The sequence below is a fragment of the Ramlibacter ginsenosidimutans genome (genome assembly GCF_016654015.1).
GTDB lineage: Bacteria > Pseudomonadota > Gammaproteobacteria > Burkholderiales > Burkholderiaceae_C > Ramlibacter > Ramlibacter ginsenosidimutans.
The window spans coordinates 1,065,090-1,082,655 of sequence record NZ_JAEPWM010000001.1 but is presented as its reverse complement, the minus strand read 5'-3'; the positions used below and the strand labels follow the sequence as shown (position 1 = coordinate 1,082,655).

21 protein-coding genes are annotated in these 17,566 nt (G+C 68.8%); 6 read left to right on the top strand and 15 right to left on the bottom strand.

Going from position 1 to position 17,566, the window contains the following annotated elements; all coding sequences use genetic code 11:
• Nucleotides 1–5: 5 nt before the first annotated feature.
• The 3 genes from JJB11_RS05340 to lplT are packed head-to-tail and all read right to left on the bottom strand — an operon-like array spanning nt 6 to nt 2,678.
• Nucleotides 6–491: a glutathione peroxidase gene (locus JJB11_RS05340; protein WP_201166840.1), complete on the bottom strand. Its 486-nt coding sequence runs from the start codon at nt 489–491 to the stop codon at nt 6–8.
• A gap of 5 nt (nt 492–496) precedes the next feature.
• Nucleotides 497–1,402, bottom strand: a complete 906-nt coding sequence (locus JJB11_RS05335; RefSeq protein ID WP_201166839.1) for a DMT family transporter — start codon at nt 1,400–1,402, stop codon at nt 497–499.
• Nucleotides 1,395–2,678 (bottom strand): lysophospholipid transporter LplT, encoded by a 1,284-nt coding sequence (gene lplT / locus JJB11_RS05330; RefSeq protein ID WP_201166838.1) that lies wholly within the window; start codon nt 2,676–2,678, stop codon nt 1,395–1,397. Before lplT ends, JJB11_RS05335 begins: the two co-directional genes overlap by 8 nt.
• 114 nt (nt 2,679–2,792) lie before the next feature.
• Here lplT and alr point away from each other — a divergent pair, with 114 nt between their 5' ends.
• Entirely contained in the window at nt 2,793–3,887 is a 1,095-nt protein-coding gene (alr, locus tag JJB11_RS05325) for an alanine racemase (RefSeq protein WP_201166837.1), read from the top strand.
• 136 nt (nt 3,888–4,023) lie between these two features.
• Here alr and JJB11_RS05320 read toward each other — a convergent pair whose 3' ends face one another.
• From JJB11_RS05320 to JJB11_RS05265, 12 genes are all read right to left on the bottom strand, one after another.
• A complete protein-coding gene (locus tag JJB11_RS05320; protein WP_201166836.1) occupies nt 4,024–4,938 on the bottom strand; it encodes a DMT family transporter in 915 nt (304 codons plus the stop codon).
• Between the two features lies 1 nt (nt 4,939).
• Nucleotides 4,940–5,914, bottom strand: a complete 975-nt coding sequence (locus tag JJB11_RS05315; RefSeq protein ID WP_201166835.1) for a 2-dehydropantoate 2-reductase — start codon at nt 5,912–5,914, stop codon at nt 4,940–4,942.
• Nucleotides 5,911–6,693, bottom strand: coding sequence for a class II aldolase/adducin family protein (locus JJB11_RS05310; protein ID WP_201166834.1), 783 nt, complete (start codon nt 6,691–6,693; stop codon nt 5,911–5,913). The genes JJB11_RS05315 and JJB11_RS05310 overlap by 4 nt, the downstream gene beginning before the upstream one ends.
• A 9-nt stretch (nt 6,694–6,702) precedes the next feature.
• Nucleotides 6,703–7,512, bottom strand: a complete 810-nt coding sequence (locus JJB11_RS05305) for an HpcH/HpaI aldolase family protein (RefSeq protein WP_201166833.1) — start codon at nt 7,510–7,512, stop codon at nt 6,703–6,705.
• Nucleotides 7,513–7,521: 9 nt separating this feature from the next.
• Nucleotides 7,522–8,325 (bottom strand): 2-oxo-hept-4-ene-1,7-dioate hydratase, encoded by an 804-nt coding sequence (gene hpaH, locus JJB11_RS05300; protein WP_201166832.1) that lies wholly within the window; start codon nt 8,323–8,325, stop codon nt 7,522–7,524.
• Nucleotides 8,322–8,726 carry a 5-carboxymethyl-2-hydroxymuconate Delta-isomerase gene (locus JJB11_RS05295; RefSeq protein WP_201166831.1) on the bottom strand — a complete coding sequence of 135 codons (405 nt, stop codon included), beginning with the start codon at nt 8,724–8,726 and terminating at the stop codon, nt 8,322–8,324. Before JJB11_RS05295 ends, hpaH begins: the two co-directional genes overlap by 4 nt.
• Before the next feature lie 20 nt (nt 8,727–8,746).
• The gene (hpaD, locus tag JJB11_RS05290) at nt 8,747–9,673 is read right to left on the bottom strand and encodes a 3,4-dihydroxyphenylacetate 2,3-dioxygenase (protein WP_201166830.1); all 927 of its coding nucleotides are present in this window, start codon (nt 9,671–9,673) and stop codon (nt 8,747–8,749) included.
• Between the two features lie 84 nt (nt 9,674–9,757).
• A complete protein-coding gene (gene hpaE, locus JJB11_RS05285; protein WP_201166829.1) occupies nt 9,758–11,218 on the bottom strand; it encodes a 5-carboxymethyl-2-hydroxymuconate semialdehyde dehydrogenase in 1,461 nt (486 codons plus the stop codon).
• A gap of 1 nt (nt 11,219) precedes the next feature.
• On the bottom strand, nt 11,220–11,969 hold the full coding sequence (locus tag JJB11_RS05280) for a fumarylacetoacetate hydrolase family protein (RefSeq protein ID WP_201166828.1): 750 nt from the start codon (nt 11,967–11,969) through the stop codon (nt 11,220–11,222).
• Complete coding sequence (locus tag JJB11_RS05275) at nt 11,966–12,589, bottom strand: fumarylacetoacetate hydrolase family protein (protein ID WP_201166827.1); 624 nt, start codon at nt 12,587–12,589, stop codon at nt 11,966–11,968. Before JJB11_RS05275 ends, JJB11_RS05280 begins: the two co-directional genes overlap by 4 nt.
• Nucleotides 12,586–13,053 (bottom strand): homoprotocatechuate degradation operon regulator HpaR, encoded by a 468-nt coding sequence (gene hpaR, locus JJB11_RS05270; protein ID WP_201166826.1) that lies wholly within the window; start codon nt 13,051–13,053, stop codon nt 12,586–12,588. The genes JJB11_RS05275 and hpaR overlap by 4 nt, the downstream gene beginning before the upstream one ends.
• A gap of 72 nt (nt 13,054–13,125) precedes the next feature.
• Nucleotides 13,126–13,413, bottom strand: coding sequence for a cupin domain-containing protein (locus JJB11_RS05265; protein WP_201964605.1), 288 nt, complete (start codon nt 13,411–13,413; stop codon nt 13,126–13,128).
• A gap of 23 nt (nt 13,414–13,436) precedes the next feature.
• Here JJB11_RS05265 and radA point away from each other — a divergent pair, with 23 nt between their 5' ends.
• The 5 genes from radA to waaF are packed head-to-tail and all read left to right on the top strand — an operon-like array spanning nt 13,437 to nt 17,438.
• Nucleotides 13,437–14,819 (top strand): DNA repair protein RadA, encoded by a 1,383-nt coding sequence (gene radA, locus JJB11_RS05260; RefSeq protein WP_201166824.1) that lies wholly within the window; start codon nt 13,437–13,439, stop codon nt 14,817–14,819.
• 22 nt (nt 14,820–14,841) lie between these two features.
• The gene (locus JJB11_RS05255; RefSeq protein WP_201166823.1) at nt 14,842–15,261 is read left to right on the top strand and encodes a glycerate kinase; all 420 of its coding nucleotides are present in this window, start codon (nt 14,842–14,844) and stop codon (nt 15,259–15,261) included.
• A gap of 39 nt (nt 15,262–15,300) precedes the next feature.
• On the top strand, nt 15,301–16,239 hold the full coding sequence (locus JJB11_RS05250; protein ID WP_201166822.1) for a branched-chain amino acid transaminase: 939 nt from the start codon (nt 15,301–15,303) through the stop codon (nt 16,237–16,239).
• A gap of 1 nt (nt 16,240) precedes the next feature.
• Nucleotides 16,241–16,462, top strand: coding sequence for a zinc-finger domain-containing protein (locus JJB11_RS05245; protein ID WP_201166821.1), 222 nt, complete (start codon nt 16,241–16,243; stop codon nt 16,460–16,462).
• A 16-nt stretch (nt 16,463–16,478) separates the two neighbouring features.
• Nucleotides 16,479–17,438 carry a lipopolysaccharide heptosyltransferase II gene (gene waaF, locus JJB11_RS05240; protein ID WP_340643134.1) on the top strand — a complete coding sequence of 320 codons (960 nt, stop codon included), beginning with the start codon at nt 16,479–16,481 and terminating at the stop codon, nt 17,436–17,438.
• Nucleotides 17,439–17,566 lie beyond the last annotated feature (128 nt).

The window sequence follows — 17,566 nt, the reverse complement described above, 5'->3', positions numbered from 1 at the left end:
TGCGCTCAGGCGGCGAGCGCGGCCTCGATGTCCCTGGCCAGCTTCTGCGGCGCGTCCTGCGGTGCGTAGCGCTTGAGGACGCGGCCGTCCTTGCCGACCAGGAACTTGGTGAAGTTCCACTTGATCGCCTTCGACCCGAGCAGGCCAGGTGCTTCGGCCGTGAGCCAGCGATACAGCGGATGCGCCTCGCCGCCGTTGACGTCGACCTTCTGCATCATGGGGAAGCTCACGCCGTAGTTCACCTGGCAGAAGCTCGCGATCTCCTCGTTGCTGCCGGGATCCTGGTGGCCGAACTGGTTGCAGGGAAAGCCGAGGACCACCAGTCCCTGCGCGGCGTAGCGCCGGTGCAGCTCCTCGAGCCCCGCGAACTGGGGCGTGAAGCCGCAGGCGCTCGCGGTGTTGACGATCAGCAGGGGCTTGCCGCGGAACTGCGCCAGCGGCACCAGGGCGCCGCCGATCTGCTGTGCCTCGAAGTCGTAGACAGTGGCCATGCGGCCTATTGTGCGCCGCCGCGCTCGCGGGCGCGAGGCCATGCCGACCAGGCGGCGGCCGCGAGGATCAGCGCGCCGCCGGCCAGCGTGCGGGGCGTGAGGTCCGCGGCGCCCAGCGCCACGGACGACAGGCTGGCGAACACCACCTCGGACAGCATCACCAGCGCCGTGGTGTGCGAAGGCAGGCGCGACGCGCCGAACTGCAAGGCCAGATTGGCTGCAAGAAAGCCCGCGGCCAGCAGCAGCGCCAGCAACCAGCCGGTTCCGCTCAGCATCGGCATCATGGCGATCGTGCCCCGCAGTACGCCCGCGTAGGCCACGCTGCCGGCCAGCACCATGCCGCCTCCGAACATCGCCAGCACGCGCGAACCCGCCGTCACGAAGTTCAGGCGGCGCAGCAGCACGTTCGTGAGCGCGAAGCTGAAGCCGCCGCCCAGCGCCAGCCACTCGGGCAGCGCGCGCGGCCAGGGCAGGCCGGTGCCGGAGGTGTCGAGCACGGTGGCCACGCCCGCCAGCGCGAGCAGCAGCCGGCCCATGCCGGCGGCGGACGGGCGTTCGCCCAGGATCGCCCAGGCGAGCAGCACGGCCCATGCCGGCATCAGGTAGAACAACAGGACCACCCGCACGACGTCGCCGATGCTGACCGCCCAGTTGAAGCCGACGTTGGTCATGCCCGCGGCCAGCGCGAGCAGCCACAAGCCGGGCGTGCGCAGCAACTCGGGCAAGGCGGCCGGCTGCAGCACCACGAAGCCGGTGAAGGCCACCAGGTAGATCAGCGCGGTGGACCAGAGCGCGTGCAGGCCCTGGTCCTGCAGCGCGCGGAACGGCCACCAGGAACAGCCCCAGACGAAGGCGTTGAGCACCAGCGCCGCCACCGGCGCCAGCCTGCCGCTGCCGCGGACATCAGCCATGCACGTTATCGTGCCGCGCGATCTCCAGCAGGTGGTCCACTTCGTCCTTGTGGAGCACGCAGTTGCGGCTGTGCCACCGCTTGATCAGCCACATCACGCCGGCGACCACCAAGCCGAAGGCGGTGATGGCGCCAAAGGCGGTGAGGCCCATGCCGGCCGACAGGCTGTAGAAGGCGCCGAGGCCGAGGATGCAGGCCTGCTCGTTGAAGTTCTGCACGGCGATGGAGCGGCCTGCGCCCATCAGGTTGTGCCCGCGGTGCTGCAGCAGGGCGTTCATGGGCACCACCAGGTAACCGCCGAGGCCGCCGAGCAGGATCAGGAACGGTGCTGCGATCCAGGCGTTGTGGATGAAGTTCATCGCGACCACGAGAACGCCCATGGCGATGCCCAGGGGCATCACGCTGGTCGCCCGGTCCAGCCGCACGCGCATCGACGCCGCGATCGCGCCGGCCGCCGTGCCGATGGCCACCACGCCGCTGAGCGAGGACGCCTGCGTGGTGCTGTAGCCCAGCGCCGCCGCGCTCCAGGCGAGGATGATGTAGCGCAGGTTGCCGCTCACGCCCCAGAACAGCGTGGTGGTCGCCAGCGAGATCTGGCCCAGCCGGTCATGCCACAGGCGGCCGTTGCAGCTCCAGAAGTCCGGCACCAGCTCCAGCGCGTTGCGCGGGATCGGCCGCATCTCCACGCCCGTGTGCGGGATGCGCGTGTTGAACCAGGCGGCGATGCAGTACACGGCGATCAGCACCGCGATCGCCGCCTCCGTCGGCGTCTCGATGCCGGTGTCGATGACCGGCAGGTCGAACGACAGCAGGCGGGAGGACAGCGCGCGCCCGACCAGCTGGCCGCCCATCAGGATGCCGAGGATGATGGAGGCGATGGTGAGGCCCTCGATCCAGCCGTTGGCCTTCACCAGCTGCGACGGCGGCAGCAACTCGGTCAGGATGCCGTACTTCGCCGGCGAATACGCGGCGGCGCCCAAGCCCACGATCGCGAACGCGAACAGCGGGTGCATGCCGAACAGCATCAGCAGGCAGCCGACCACCTTGATCGCGTTGCTGAAGAACATGACCTGCCCCTTCGGGCGCGCGTCGGCAAAGGCGCCCACGAAGGGCGCGAGCACGACATAGAACAGGGCGAACATCGGCACCAATGCCGCAGCCTGCCAGGTGGGGGCATGGGAGGTCTTGAGCAGTTCGACCGCGGCGATGAACAGCGCGTTGTCCGCGAGCGACGAGAAGAACTGCGCCGCCATGATGGTGTAGAAACCGCGCTTCATCCGTGCGAATTGGGGCGGGGCCCGGCATGCGGGCCCTTCATTGCTCTGCTGTCTCCAAGCGACACGGGGTTATATCACGGTGGGTAATGACAGAATGACGGCCCGGAGCCCGTCATGCCGCGTCCCATCCTTGCCACCATCCATGCCGAAGCGCTGCGCCACAACCTGGCGCGCATGCGGTCCGCCGCGCCCGATGCGAAAGTCTGGGCGGTGGTCAAGGCCAACGCCTACGGCCACGGCATCGAGCGCGTCTACGACGCCCTGCGCGCGGCGGACGGCTTCGCCCTGCTGGACCTGCAGGAAGCCGAGCGCGTGCGCGCACTCGGCTGGCGCGGCCCCATCCTGCTGCTGGAAGGCGCCTTCGAGGCGCGCGACCTGGAGCTGTGCTCGCGCCTGGGCCTGTGGCACGTCGTGCACTGCGACGAGCAGATCGAGTGGCTGGCCGCCCACAAGACGCAGGTGCCGCACCGCGTGTTCCTCAAGATGAACTCCGGCATGAACCGGCTCGGCTTCGCGCCCCAGCGCTATCGCGCGGCCTGGGCGCGGCTGGATGCGCTCCCGCAGGTGGAGGAGATCTCGCTGATGACGCACTTCAGCGATGCGGACGGCCCGCGCGGGATCCTCCACCAGCTGCGCGTCTTCGTGGAGACGACGCGCGACCTGAGCGGCGAACGCTCGCTGGCCAACAGCGCCGCGGCGTTGCGCCATTCCGACGAGCCGGCCGTGCGCAGCGACTGGATCCGCCCCGGCATCGCGGTTTACGGCAGCGCGCCCGATTACCCCGGGCACGACATCGCGCACTGGGGGCTGCAGCCCACCATGACGCTGGCCACGCGCGTGCTGGCGGTGCAGCAGCTCCTGCCCGGCGACACGGTCGGCTACGGCTCCAGCTTCACGGCCGATGCGCCGCTGCGCATCGGCGTCGTGGCGTGCGGTTATGCGGATGGCTATCCGCGCCACTGCTCCACCGGCACCCCGGTGCTGGTGGACGGCGTGCGCACCCGGCTGGTCGGCCGCGTCAGCATGGACATGATCGCGGTCGACCTCACGCCCGTGCCGCACGCGGGCTTCGGCAGCGAGGTCACGATGTGGGGCCGGGCCGCCAACGGCGCGGTGCTGTCCATCGACGAAGTGGCGGCCAGCGCGGGCACGCTCGGCTACGAGCTGATGTGCGCGCTCGCGCAGCGGGTGCCGGTGGTCGTCGACTAGGTACGGGCTGCATGCGTAGGCTGGTGGTGAGCGACAGCGAACCCCAGCGTCGCGCGCACCGCTGGGGTTCCTGCGTCACCCCCAGCCTGCGAAGACTGCGTCACCCCACCCTACGAGGACGCGAAGGCCGCGACCCTCACTTCTTCCGCAGCCCCAGCGCCATCACGGTTCCGACCACCAGCAGCGCGCCGGCGACCTGGATGGGAGCGATGGACTGGCCGAGGATCAGCCAGGCCAGCACCAGCGCGAACACCGGCTCCACGTTCATGATGGCGGAGTTGCCCACGACGCCCAGCCGCGGCAGCACGGTGAACATGATGGTGAACGCGGTGCCGTACAGGAAGGTGAGCGCCGCGAGGCCCCCCCAACCCGCGGGCGCGGTGGGCAGGTGGAAGCCGCCTTGCAGCGTGACCGTGGTCAGGGCGACCAGCGCGGCGATGGCCATGGTGCTGGCGGTGCGCACGCGGCCGTCCACGTCGCCAGCCTCGTGCTGCGTGAGCACCAAGGCCAGTCCGAAGGTGGCAGCAGCGGCGAGGGCGAAGGCCACGCCCGCTCCGATCTGCGCCCACTGGCCCGAGGCGCCGAGGCCGGACGCGGCGCCGAAGACGTCGAGTGCCAGCGCCAGGCCGACCAGGATCACGGGCATCGCGACCAGGGTGGCCTTCTCGGCGTGCTTGCGGTACACGACGGCGGACCAGAAAGCCGTCCAGATCGGGTAGGTGTTGAAGGCGAGCAGGGCCAGCGCCACCGGCAGGCGCGCCACGGCGGAGTAGAGGCACAGGCTTTGCACGCCGACCAGCAGGCCGATGGCCGGCAGCATCTTCCTGTGTCGCGCGCTGAAGCGCACGCGCACACCCTGCGAGGCGAGCAGCGCGACCACCACGAAGGTCGTGATCGTGCTGCGGAACACGACGGCCGTTGCCACGTCCACGCCGTTGTTGAAGGCGATGCGGGCGGCGACGTGGTTCGCGCCCATCATGAGCGCGATCAGCAGCAGCGTGCCGAAGGCGGCGCCGCTGAGGGCGCGCGCCGGGGCGGGGATCGCCGCCATCTCAGTACAGGCCGTGCACGCGGGCGTGCAGGCGCGACAGTCCGAGCAAGGCGTCGGTGAAGGGCGTGGGCACGCCGGTCATTTCGCCCATCTCCCGCACCACCGTGACCAGCGCGTCGATCTCGACCGGCTTGCCCGCTTCCACGTCCTGCAGCATGGAGGTCTTGAAGGCGCCCAGCTTGCGCGTGATCTGGTGGCGGTCCTCCGGCTTCTGCTCGATCGGAATGCCGACGCGCGCACCGATCTCGCGGGCTTCCAGCATCACCGAGGAGATGAAGGCGCGCACCAGGTCGTCGTTGAGGATCAGGTCCGTCGTGGCGCCCGTCATCGCGCTCACGGGGTTGACGGTCATGTTGCCCCACAACTTGTACCAGGCGTCCTTCTGGACCTGCTCGGAGACGACCGCCTCGAAGCCCGCCCGCTCCAGCAGCGAGGCGAGTTGCAGCACGCGCTGCGACTTCGCCCCGGAGGGTTCGCCGATGATCAGCTTGTTGCCGAAGTGGTGCTGCACGAAGCCCGGCTCCTTCAGCGCGCAGCTCGCGTGCACGACGCAGCCGATGATGTGCTTCGCCGGCACGGCCTCGGCGATCGCACCGTCCGGGTCCACCGCTTTCAGGCGCGTGCCCTGGTAGTTGCCGCCAAAGCCCTGGAAGAACCACCACGGCACGCCGTTCATGGCCGTCAGCACCATCGTGTCCGGACCGAGCAGCGGCCGGATCGCCTTGGCCACCTCCGCCATCGCCGGCGCCTTCACCGCGACGACCACGAGATCCTGGACGCCGAGCTCCGCCGGAGCCGCGCTCGCCTTGACGCTCGCGGCGAGCGTCTCGCTGCCTTCCTGCAGGCGCAGTCCGTGCTGCTGCAAAGACGCGAGCGTCGCGCCGCGGGCGACCACGCTCACCTCGCAATCAGCTCGCGCGAGCTTCACGCCGATCCAGCCCCCGATGGCGCCGGCGCCGTAGATGCAGACCCTCATGACTTGTAGTGCGTCCCGCTGCGCTGCTCCATGAGCCGCGTCATCGCATCGAACACGTCCTGGCCGGCGCCGAAGCGCTGATCGTACTGGAACGAGTCCTCGGTGGTCCGCTTCGCGACGGCTTCGGTCAGCTTGATGGCCGGACCGAGGGCGGCCTGCGCGATCTGGATGTCGCAGGCGCGCTGCAGGGTCCACAGGCGCACGAAGGTCAGCGGCACCGTCGGACCGGCCGCCAGCAGGCCGTGGTTGCGCAGGATCATCAGCGGCTTGTTGCCCAGGCTCGCGAGCAGGCGCGGCGCCTCGTCGGCGTGGATGGTGATGCCCTCGAAGTCATGGTAGGCCACCATGTCGTGCAGCTGCGCCGAATAGAAGTTGTTCTGGGCCAGGCCGCCCTGCGTACAGGCGACGGCGACGCCGTTGGTGGTGTGCGTGTGCATCACGCAGTGCGCGCCGGGAATCCTGTCGTGGATCGCCGCGTGAATGGTGAAGCCGGCGGGGTTCACAGGCCAGGGGTTGTGCGCATCCAGCTTGTTGCCCTGCACGTCGATCTTCAGCAGGTTGCTGGCCGTGACCTCCGAGTAGTGCAGCCCGAAGGGATTGATCAGGAACTGCTTCTCGCCGTGCGTGACGCTGTCGGGCAGCCGCACGGTGATGTGGTTGTAGATCATCTCGGTCCAGCCGAGCATGTCGAAGATGCGGTAGGCGGCGGCGAGCTGGACGCGAGCGGCCCACTCGTCGGGGTGCATGTCCGGCGCACGGGGTTGCAGTACGGCGTTCATGGAGTGCTCCTAGTAGTTCTGGGGCTTGGCGGCCACGGCCGGCGCGCCCTTGAAGGCCGCAGCCAGGCCGCTGGTGGCCTTGACCATCAGGCTGCTGTCGGTGCCGACGGCGATGAAGTTCGCGCCCATCTCCACGTGCTGGCGCGCCAGCTTTTCGTCCAGCGTGAGGATGCCCACCGCCTTGCCCGCCGCATGGATGCGGCGGAACGCGTCGGCGATGATCTCCTGCATCTCCGGATGCCACGGATCGCCCACATGCCCGTAGGCGGCCGACAGGTCCGAGGGGCCGATGAACACGCCGTCCACCCCGTCGACGGCGGCGATCGCATCGAGGTTGCGGATGCCTTCGCGCGTTTCGGCCTGCACCAGCAGGCAGATCTCGCGGTTCGCTTCCTTCGCGTAGTTGGCGTTGCGGCCCCAGCCGGAGGCGCGCGTCGCGGCCATGCCGCGGATGCCTGCGGGCGGATAGCGCATGCAGCGCACCAGTTCGCGCGCCTGCTCCGGCGTGTCCACCATGGGCACCAGCACGGTCTGGATGCCGAGGTCGAGGTATTGCTTGAGCAGCGCCTGGCCGACGAAGCCGTGGCCCATGGGCACGCGGGCGATCGCGTGCACGCCGGGGTAGCCCGCGATGATCTGCGACTGCTGCAGCAGGTTCATCAGGTCGTTGGGCGTGTGCTCCGCGTCCAGCAGCAGCCAGTCGAAGCCGGCGGCGGCGCAGATTTCGGTGTTGAGCGGGCCCAGCAGGCTGACCCACAGGCCGTACTGCGTGCGCTTCTCGGCCATGGCCTTCTTGAAGGGGTTGATCGGTGTCTGCATGGAGTCTCCTCAGGCGAAGCGGAAGGTGAAGCGGCCGAGCGGCCCGTAATCGGCATCGAAGACGTCGCCGCGCTTGGCGGCCACGGGCCGGGTGAAGGAACCGGCGAGCACGACCTCGCCGGCTTCCAGGGATTCGCCCCAGGGAGCGAGTTTCTGCGCGAGCCAGGCGATGCCGATGGCGGGGTGTCCCTGCACGCCCGCAGCGAGCCCGGTCTCCTCGACCACGCCGTTCTGGCGCAGCACGGCGCCCACCCAGGGCAGGTCCACCTCGTTCGGGCGCACCTTGCGGCCGCCGAGCACGATGCCGGCGTTCGCCGCGTTGTCGCTGATCGTGTCGTACACCTTGCGCATGGCCTTGGTGTGGCGGTCGAACTGTTCGATGCGCGCGTCGATGATCTCGATGGCCGGCTGCACGTAGTCGGTGGCTTCCAGCACGTCCTCGACGCTCACCTGCGGGCCCTGCAGCCTGCGCTTGAGGATGAAGGCCAGTTCCACCTCCACCCGCGGCGCGATGAAGCGCTCGGTCGGCAAGTCGCCCGGCGCGAAGAACATGTCGTCCAGCAGCGTGCCGTAGTCCGGCTCGTCGATCTGGCTGGACTGCTGCATCGCGCGCGAAGTCAGGCCGATCTTGTGCCCGCGCACCTGCCGGCCCTCGGCGATCTTCATCGCGACCCACGCGCGCGAGATCGCGTACCCGTCGGCGATGGTCATGCCGGGATGGCGCTTCGAGAAATGCTCCACCTGCCGTCGGCTGCGCTCGCTCTCGTGCAGCTCGCGCGCGAGCTGCTGGATGGTGTCGGGGGAGAAAGTCATTTGTTGAACAGCGGATGCAGCGTGCTGTGCTTGGCGTCGTACACCTGGCCGGGGCTTTCGTCGATCTGCACGGTGATGCCGATGAGTTCCTGTTCGAAGATCGGCGCGAAGTGCTGCTTCACGACCTCGGTCAACTGGTCGCCCGCTTTCTTCTGCACCGCCGCGCTGCGTCCCGCACCCATGCGCACGTTCACGTACATGAACGCGTAATCGCCCTTGCCGTCGGCCACGGCGTAGTGCGCGGCCGGATACGCGAGCACGCGCGTCCCGCCGGTGGGGAACACCTGCTTGCCGGCCTCGTCGAGCACCGTGAGCATGCTGTCCGCGAGCTTGCGGCAGAGCGCCGACACGTCGGTCCTGCTCTCGATGTTGGGTGTGTAGAGGATGACGCAGTGAGGCATTGGGGGTCCGATTCCAATTGCTACAGCCGCTGGCCGATGTTGGTATAGCCCTCGGCCGAGGACGCCTGCGCCTTCGGGATCTCGTCGCCGCGCACCGGCGTGACCGGGAACACCGCATTGATCTGTCCGGTGCCGGACGCGCCGAAGTAAGGCGTGATCACTTCCGCCCGGCCCGTGTATTCGGACCAGCCCAGTGCGCCGAGCAGCATCGCGGTGTCGTGCATGAAGCCTTCACCGTGCCCCTTGGCCGCGTATTCGGGCAGCATGCCGCAGAAGGTCTTCCAGTCGCCTTGTTGCCAGATCCGGATCACTTCGCGATCGAGCTGCTCCAGGAAGGGGCTCCAGATCCTGAAACCGAACTCCGGCGCCAGGCCGTTCTGCGCGAACCGGTGCGACAGCGAGCCGCTGGCGAAGAAAGCCACGGTGCCGTCGTAGTGGTCTTCCACCGCCCGCCGCATCGCCCAGCCCAGTCGTGCGCTGTCGTTCAGGTAATGCGCCTGGCACAGGGCCGACACCGAGATGACCTTGAAGTGCTGGTCGGCGTTCATGTAGCGCATGGGCACCAGCGTCCCGTACTCGGGCGCGAGGGTCGTGCGGTCGTGCGCGAGCGTCTCCACGCCCCAGTCGTTGCAGACCTCCGCCAGCAGCTTGCCCAGTTCCGGGTTGCCCGGGAACTCGTAGGCCATGTTGCTGATGAAGTGCGGCAGCTCGTTGCTGGTGTACAGGCCCTTGAAGTGCGCTCCGCAGTTGACGTGGTAGTTCGCATTGACCAACCAGTGCGTGTCGAACACCACGATGGTGTCCACGCCCAGCTCGCGGCAGCGGCGGCCGATCTCCACGTGCCCGTCGATTGCGTCCTGGCGCGTGCCATGGCGCGGACCCGGCAGCTCGCTCAGGTACATCGACGGCACGTGCGTGATCTTGGCGGCCAACGCGAGCTTACCCATGCCGGAGCTCCTGTGTGTTTGGCCCTCCCCTCGAGGGGAGGGTCGGGGTGGGGGGAGCCCAGTAGCCCCCTTGGGGGGTGGCGTTCACGCCACCCCCCAGTGCGGAATGTGGTGCCCGCCCAGCGACACCGCCACGTTCTTCGGCTCCAGGAACACTTCGTAGCTCCAGGTCCCGCCCTCGCGGCCGGTGCCCGAGGCCTTGGTGCCCCCGAAGGGCTGGCGCAGGTCGCGCACGTTCTGCGAATTGACGAAGCACATGCCGGCCTCGATCGCCGCCGCGACGCGGTGCGCCTTGCCGATGTTCTCGGTCCAGACATAGGACGACAGGCCGTACTGGATGTCGTTGGCGAGCCGGATGGCCTCGGCCTCGTCGGCGAACGGGATGATGCAGGCGACCGGGCCGAAGATCTCGTCCTGCGCGATCTTCATGCGGTTGTCGACGTCGGCGAACACGGTCGGCGCCACGTAGTTGCCCTTCTTCACGCGATCGGACACCAGCGGCGCGTCGACTCCGCCGCACAGCAGGCTCGCGCCCTCCTTGCGGCCCAGCTCGATGTAGCTGCGCACCTTGGCCAGGTGCCCCTGCGAGATCATCGGGCCGATGATGGTCTTCTCGTCGAGCGGATCGCCGACCGCGATCTTCTTCGCCCGCGCGACGAAGCGGTCGACGAACTTCGCGTAGATCGCCTTGTGCACCAGGATGCGTGAACCTGCGGTGCAGCGCTCGCCGTTATTGGAGAAGATCATGAACACGGCGGCGTCGAGCGCCCGCTCGAAGTCCGCGTCCTCGAAGACCACGAAGGGCGACTTGCCGCCCAGTTCCATCGAGAACTTCTTCAGCCCCGCTTCCTTCACGATGCGGTTGCCCGTCGCCGTGGACCCGGTGAAGGAGATCGCGCGCACGTCGGGGTGGCGCACCAGCGGCTCGCCGGCTTCCTTGCCGTAACCGTGCACGATGTTCAGAACGCCAGCCGGAATACCCGCTTCCAGCGCCAGTTCGCCCAGGCGCGCGGCGGTCAGCGGCGACAGCTCGCTCATCTTCAGCACCGCGGTGTTGCCGAAGGCGAGGCAGGGCGCCGTCTTCCAGGTCGCCGTCATGAACGGGACGTTCCACGGCGAGATCAGCGCGCAGACGCCGACCGGATGAAACAGCGTGTAGTTCAGGTGCGTCGGCGTCGGATAGGTGTGGCCGTCCACGCGCACGCACATTTCGGCGAAGTACGAGAAGTTGTCGGCCGCGCGCGGCACCAGCTGCTTGCCGGTCTGCGCGATCACCTGGCCGGTGTCGTTGGTCTCGGCCTGCGCGAGCTCGGGCACGTTCTTCGCAATCAGCTCGCCGAGCCTGCGAACGAGCTTCGCCCGGTCGGGCGCGGGCAGGCCGGCCCATTTCGGGAAGGCTTCCTTCGCTGCGGCGACGGCGGCATGCACTTCCGCTTCGCCGCCGGAGGCGACTTCCGCCAGCACTTCCTGCGTGGCGGGATTCACGGTCGTGAAGTAGTCGCGGCCGGCTACGGACCGGCCAGCGATGAGATGGTCGATGCGCATGTCAGGCAATCGTGTTCATGAGGGCGCCGATGCCCTCGATCTCGGTCACGACCACGTCGCCCGGGCGGCAGTCCACCACGCCGTCCGGCGTGCCGGTCAGGATCACGTCGCCGGGGCTGAGCGTCATGAAGCTGGAGAAGTACTCGATGAGGAAAGGCACGTCGAAGATCATGTCCTTCGTGCTGCCTTCCTGCGTGAGCTTGCCGTTGACCGTGGTCTTCAGCGCCAGGGCCATCGGGTCCGGGATGTCCGCGGTGTCCACCAGCCACGGACCGAGCGGTGTGGCGCCGTCGCGGTTCTTCACGCGCAGGTTCGGCCGGTACCAGTTCTCGAGGTAGTCGCGGATCGCATAGTCGTTGGCCACCGTGTAGCCCGCGATGAAGCCGTACGCGTCCTCGCGGCGGACCTTCTTCGCCTTCCGGCCGATCACGACCGCGAGTTCGCATTCGTAGTGCATGAACTGCACGTCCGCGGGCCGCCGGGTGGTCTGCCGGTGGCCGTTGAGGGCGCGCTCGCCCTTGAGGAACGCGAGCGGCTCCTTGGGCGGCTCCTTGAAAGCCAGCTCCTTCGCGTGGTCTGCGTAATTGAGGCCCAGCGCAAGGATGGTGCGCGGCCGCTCCACCGGAGCGAGCGGAGGCAGCCAGGTGACCTGGTCCTGCCAGAGGCGCCGGCCATCTTCCAGCACGACCTGCCCGTCCCGTTCGGTGGCGTTCACCACCATGCCGTCGACCTGGACGCGAGCGTGCTTCATGCGGCCTCCGCGACGAAGGTGTTGGTCAGCGTGCCGAGCGCGGGCATCTTGATCTCCACGCGATCGCCGGCCCGCACGCGCGGCCGCTCCACGTCGCAGCCCAGCATGAGCATGTCGCCTTCGCCCAGCGTCATGAACTCGCTCACGTCGGCCAGCAACTGCTCCGCTGTACGCACGAGCTGCGAGAAGCGCACCGTCTGCTTCAACTCGCCGTTGATGCGCACTTCCAGCTTGAACACGGCGGGATCGCCGGCCTCGTTGCGCGCGCGTATGCGGTCGCCGATGCCGAGGAAGCCGTCGCGGCAATTGAATTTCACCGGCGGCCGGTAGAAGCTGTCGTGCGGCAGCGTGACGTCGTTCATCAGCACGAAGCCGGCGATCTCGCGCGCGGACTTCATCACCATGGCGACGCTCGCGCCGATCGCCACCTCCTGCGCCCCGGCGGGAATGGCGATGCTGCCGCCGTTCTCGGTCCAGGTGTTCGCGGGTTTCACGTACAGCACCGGCGCCTTCGGTGGCGCGTTGTACGGCGCCTCGTTCATCTTGCCGGCCAGCGCGTCGAGCTCGCCGCGGAAATTCATCAGCGTGCCGTACACCGTGCCTCGCTTCACCAGGCTCATGGCTGCTCCAGTGCGATCAGTTCGTCCAGCAGCCGGTACAGCTGCGCCAGTTTCTGCTTGCCCAGCGACTGCTCCAGCCACTGGTAGTGCGCCTCCGCGCTGTGCGAGAGGCGTTCGACCATCCGCCGGCCCTTGGCGGTGGCTTCCACCACCGTGCGCCTCTGGTCGGCGGGGTCGCGTTCACGCCGGACCAGGCCGTCGCGCTCCATGCGTGCGAGCACCCCCGTCAGGCTGGGACCCAGGATGTAGGCCTCGCGCGCGACGCGTCCCGTCTCCATCGTGCCGTGCTCGCCCAGCACGCGCAGCACGCGCCACTGCTGGTCCGACAGGCCGTGCTCGCGCAGGCCGGGGCGGGTGCGGGCCATCAGCGACTCGCGTGCCTGCAGCAGCAGCCGCGGCAGGTTCCGGTGCGTGAAGGCGGTGGGCGCCACGGCGAGGGCGGGTCGGGCGGGGGAGGGGGACATGGCGGATATTTAACATGTTAAACAATCCGCGCGCTTCGTCAACCGGGTTCCCCCGGGCCGGCCACGGCCGAGTCAGGAGGGGTTGGTGCGCGCGACCCAGTAGGTCGCGCCTTGCGGGCCGTAGCGTTCGGAGTGCGGTGTGCCCGGGGCGAGATCGAAGCGGTCGCCGACGCGCAGGTGCTCGGTGCCGCTCGCGCGCGTGAGCCACATCTCGCCCTCGACGATGAGCGCGCGGGCGTGGAAGGGATGCGTGTGTTCGCCCACCACCTGGTTCGGCTCCCAGGACCGCGCGATGACTTCGCTGCAGCCGCGGGCGCGCTCGGCGGCCTCGAACTCGGGGAAGCTGGGAGGAGGGCTCATCGGGTCCATCCTACACTCGGGCCATGGCGAAGGACAAGACGGTCTATACCTGTACCGAGTGCGGCGGCAGCACGCCCAAGTGGCAGGGCAAGTGCCCGAACTGCGGGGCGTGGAACACCTTGATCGAGGGCGTGGCCGAGCCGGCGGCGGCGACGCGCAATCGCTTCGCCTCGCTGGCGCCCGCGTCCGAGGTGGCCGTGCTGGCCGACATCGAGGCCGCCGAGGTGCCGCGCACGCCGACCGGTATCGACGAGCTCGACCGCGTGCTCGGCGGCGGCATCGTCGAAGGCGGCGTCGTGCTGATCGGCGGCGACCCGGGCATCGGCAAGTCCACGCTGCTGCTGCAGGCGCTCGACGGCCTGCAGCGCGGTGGCGTGCCGACGCTCTATGTGACGGGCGAGGAGAGCGGGGCGCAGGTGGCGCTGCGCTCGCGCCGGCTCGGGCTGGAGCGCTCGCAGGTGAAGGTGCTCGCCGAGATCCAGCTGGAGAAGATCCAGGCCACCATCGCGGCGCAGCAGCCCGCGGTCGCGGTGATCGATTCCATCCAGACCGTCTACTCCGACCAGCTCACGTCCGCACCGGGCTCGGTCGCGCAGGTGCGCGAATGTGCGGCGCACCTCACGCGCGCCGCCAAGTCGGGCGGCACGACGATCGTGCTGGTGGGCCACGTCACCAAGGAAGGCGCGCTCGCCGGGCCGCGCGTGCTGGAGCACATGGTGGACACGGTGCTCTATTTCGAGGGCGACACGCACTCCAGCTTCCGGCTGGTGCGCGCCATCAAGAACCGCTTCGGCGCGGTCAACGAGATCGGCGTGTTCGCGATGACCGAGAAGGGCCTGAAGGGCGTGACGAATCCCAGCGCGATCTTCCTGTCGCAACACAGCGAGCCGGTGCCGGGCAGCTGCGTGCTGGTGACACTGGAAGGCACCCGGCCCATGCTGGTGGAGATCCAGGCGCTGGTGGACAGCGGCGGTCCCAGCCCGCGGCGCCTGTCCGTGGGCCTCGATCGCGACCGGCTGGCCATGCTGCTCGCGGTATTGCATCGCCATGCCGGTGTCGCCTGCATGGACCAGGACGTGTTCGTCAATGCCGTGGGCGGGGTGCGCATCAGCGAGCCGGCGGCGGACCTGGCGGTGATGCTCGCCATCGCCTCGTCGCTGCGCGGGCGGGCGCTGCCCAAGGGCTTCATCGCCTTCGGCGAGGTCGGCCTCGCCGGCGAGGTGCGGCCCGCCCCGCGCGGCCAGGAGCGCCTGCGCGAGGCGGCCAAGCTGGGCTTCTCCATCGCGATCGTGCCCAAGGCCAACGCGCCCAAGGGCGGCCGGCTCCCGCGCGAGCTGGAAGGCCTGGCGATCCATCCGGTCGAACGGATCGAGGAAGCGCTGGAAGTGGTGCGCGGGCTGCTGTGAGGCCGCGCGACAATGCGCGCCCATGAAATTGCAGAAGATCCTGTGGCCCGTGCTGGGCGTGCTGCTCGTCGCCGCGGGTTGGCGCGGCTGGGGCTGGGCTGGCGTGGCGCTGGCGGTCGGCGGCATCGTGATGTGGATGTTGCTGTACTTCACCCGCGTGATGCGGGTGCTGCAGCGCGCGGCCGATCGTCCGGTGGGCTACTGCGACAGCGCGGTCATGCTGAACGCGAAGCTGAAGCCGGGCGTGAACCTGCTGCATGTCATCGCCATGACCCGCGCCCTGGGCGAGTCGCTGGGCGAGCCGCAGCGGCAGCCGGAGGTCTTTCGCTGGACGGACAGCACCGGCTCGTCGGTGCGCTGCGAGTTCCTGGAGGGCAAGCTGGTGCAGTGGGAGCTGGCCCGTCCGGCCGAGGCCGGGACCGGGGATAGCCCCGCACCGTAAAATGGCCGGTTCAGCGATCCCATCACCAAGGACAACACCATGAGCCCGGTAGCACCCTCCATGGCCGACCGAGACGGCAAGATCTGGATGGACGGCGAGCTGGTCGACTGGCGCGACGCCAAGATCCACGTCCTCACACACACCCTGCACTACGGCTGCGGCGTGTTCGAGGGCGTCCGCGCCTACAACACCGTCAACGGCACGGCCATCTTCCGCCTGCAGGAACACACCGACCGCCTGTTCAACAGCGCCAAGATCCTGCGCATGCAGATTCCCTTCTCCAAGGAGCAGGTGAACGAGGCGCAGAAGCAGGTCGTGCGCGCCAACAAGCTGGAGAGCTGCTACATCCGCCCGCTGGCGTGGATCGGCTCGCAGAAGCTGGGCGTCAGCCCCAAGGGCAACCAGATCCACCTGATGGTCGCCGCCTGGCCGTGGGGCGCCTACCTCGGCGAGGAAGGCATGCAGCGCGGCATCCGCGTGAAGACCTCCAGCTACACGCGGCACCACGTCAACATCACGATGACGCAGGCCAAGGCGGTCAGCAACTACAGCAACTCCATCCTCGCGAACATGGAAGCGCTGGACGACGGCTACGACGAGGCGCTGCTGCTCGATAGCTCCGGCTTCGTCTCCGAAGGCGCCGGCGAGAACGTGTTCGTGGTGAAGGACGGCGTGGTCTACACGCCCGACCTGTCCGCGGGCGCGCTGAACGGCATCACCCGCAACACCACCATGCGCATCTGCAAGGACCTCGGCATCGAGGTCGTGCAGAAGCGCATCACGCGCGACGAGATCTACATCGCCGACGAGTGCTTCTTCACCGGCACCGCCGCCGAAGTCACGCCGATCCGCGAACTCGATCGCGTCCAGATCGGCATCGGCCGCCGCGGTCCCGTGACCGAGAAGATCCAGAACGCCTTCTTCGACATCGTCAATGGCCGCAATCCCAAGTACGCCGAGTGGCTCACCCGTGTCTGACATGAGCACGACGACCCGCAAGGAAGTGGTGGTGGAGCTGGGCGCGAAGGACCTGAACGCCAACGGCGGCATCTTCTGCCCTAGCCCCAAGGCGGACATGAAGCTGTGGAACAGCCATCCGCGCGTGTACCTGGACATCGCGAGCAGCGGCTCGGCGAAGTGCCCGTACTGCGGCACCGTGTACAAGCTGCGTGAAGGCGAACACGTCGGCTCCGGCCACTGAGTCGCGCAGCCTCGTCATCGCTCCGCAATGGATCGGTGACGCGGTCATGACCGAGCCGCTGCTGCGCCGCCTGCGCGCGCGCGGCGAGCGGCTCACGGTCGCGGCGCTGCCCTGGGTGGCCCCGGTGTACCGCGCGATGCCGCAGGTGGATGCGGTCATCGAGCTGCCCTTTCGCCATGGCGGCCTGCAGCTGCGCGAGCGCCGCACGCTGGGCCGGCAATTGCGCGGGCAGTTCGAGAACGCCTATGTGCTGCCCAACTCGCTCAAGAGCGCGCTGCTGCCCCTGCTCGCGGCGATCCCGCGCCGCGTCGGGTATCTCGGCGAAGCGCGCGTGGGCCTGCTCACGCACCGGCTGAAGAATCCCAAGGACAAGCCGCCCATGGTGGCTTTCTATTCCGCGCTGAGCGGCGAGCCCGGCGTGGAATCGGACCGCCCGGCGCTGGCCCTGCCGGATGCGCAGGTCGGCGAGGTGCTGCAGCGGCACGGGCTCGCACGCGGCGCCTACGTCGTGATGGCGCCCGGCGCGGAGTACGGGCCCGCGAAGCGCTGGCCGCACTTTGGCGCGCTGGCCGCGCAGCTCGATCGCGCCGTGGTGCTGCTGGGGTCGGCCAAGGAGGCGGCGGAGTGCGAAGTCATCCGGGCCCAGGCCCCGGGCCAGGTGCGCAACCTGGCGGGCCAGACGAGCCTGGCCGAAGCGTTCGGCCTCATCGCGGGCGCCGGCCACGTCGTGAGCAACGACTCGGGGCTGATGCACGTGGCAGCCGCCTTCGGCGTGCCGCAGATCGCGCTGTTCGGCTCGTCCAGTCCGCTGCACACGCCGCCCTTGAATGCACGTGCGCAGGTGCTCTGGCTCAAGCAGGATCCGGACTACCAGCCGCCGCTGGACTGCTCGCCGTGCTTCCAGCGCGAATGTCCGCTCGGGCATTTCCGCTGCCTGCAGGACCTGGACGCCGCTCGCGTGCGAGCGCTGCTCTAGGAGCCTGCTCTGGCCGCGCGACCAAAAAAACAGCCACCTTGCGGTGGCTGTATCAAGTCCTTGGAAGGACGTCGTTGGGAGACTTGAATCCCGTATGTCCGGCGATGCGTGACAGTGATCTGGACTCT

Coding starts and splice junctions, on each gene's coding strand:
- JJB11_RS05250 (WP_201166822.1), top strand. CDS start 15,301: ATGAGCCCGGTAGCACCCTCCATGGCCGACCGAGACGGCAAGATCTGG.
- JJB11_RS05255 (WP_201166823.1), top strand. CDS start 14,842: ATGAAATTGCAGAAGATCCTGTGGCCCGTGCTGGGCGTGCTGCTCGTC.
- hpaR (WP_201166826.1), bottom strand. CDS start 13,053: ATGTCCCCCTCCCCCGCCCGACCCGCCCTCGCCGTGGCGCCCACCGCC.
- radA (WP_201166824.1), top strand. CDS start 13,437: ATGGCGAAGGACAAGACGGTCTATACCTGTACCGAGTGCGGCGGCAGC.
- JJB11_RS05320 (WP_201166836.1), bottom strand. CDS start 4,938: ATGGCGGCGATCCCCGCCCCGGCGCGCGCCCTCAGCGGCGCCGCCTTC.
- lplT (WP_201166838.1), bottom strand. CDS start 2,678: ATGAAGCGCGGTTTCTACACCATCATGGCGGCGCAGTTCTTCTCGTCG.
- hpaH (WP_201166832.1), bottom strand. CDS start 8,325: ATGACTTTCTCCCCCGACACCATCCAGCAGCTCGCGCGCGAGCTGCAC.
- JJB11_RS05305 (WP_201166833.1), bottom strand. CDS start 7,512: ATGCAGACACCGATCAACCCCTTCAAGAAGGCCATGGCCGAGAAGCGC.
- JJB11_RS05310 (WP_201166834.1), bottom strand. CDS start 6,693: ATGAACGCCGTACTGCAACCCCGTGCGCCGGACATGCACCCCGACGAG.
- alr (WP_201166837.1), top strand. CDS start 2,793: ATGCCGCGTCCCATCCTTGCCACCATCCATGCCGAAGCGCTGCGCCAC.
- JJB11_RS05295 (WP_201166831.1), bottom strand. CDS start 8,726: ATGCCTCACTGCGTCATCCTCTACACACCCAACATCGAGAGCAGGACC.
- JJB11_RS05245 (WP_201166821.1), top strand. CDS start 16,241: ATGAGCACGACGACCCGCAAGGAAGTGGTGGTGGAGCTGGGCGCGAAG.
- JJB11_RS05335 (WP_201166839.1), bottom strand. CDS start 1,402: ATGGCTGATGTCCGCGGCAGCGGCAGGCTGGCGCCGGTGGCGGCGCTG.
- JJB11_RS05315 (WP_201166835.1), bottom strand. CDS start 5,914: ATGAGGGTCTGCATCTACGGCGCCGGCGCCATCGGGGGCTGGATCGGC.
- hpaE (WP_201166829.1), bottom strand. CDS start 11,218: ATGCGCATCGACCATCTCATCGCTGGCCGGTCCGTAGCCGGCCGCGAC.
- JJB11_RS05280 (WP_201166828.1), bottom strand. CDS start 11,969: ATGAAGCACGCTCGCGTCCAGGTCGACGGCATGGTGGTGAACGCCACC.
- JJB11_RS05275 (WP_201166827.1), bottom strand. CDS start 12,589: ATGAGCCTGGTGAAGCGAGGCACGGTGTACGGCACGCTGATGAATTTC.
- hpaD (WP_201166830.1), bottom strand. CDS start 9,673: ATGGGTAAGCTCGCGTTGGCCGCCAAGATCACGCACGTGCCGTCGATG.
- JJB11_RS05340 (WP_201166840.1), bottom strand. CDS start 491: ATGGCCACTGTCTACGACTTCGAGGCACAGCAGATCGGCGGCGCCCTG.
- JJB11_RS05265 (WP_201964605.1), bottom strand. CDS start 13,413: ATGAGCCCTCCTCCCAGCTTCCCCGAGTTCGAGGCCGCCGAGCGCGCC.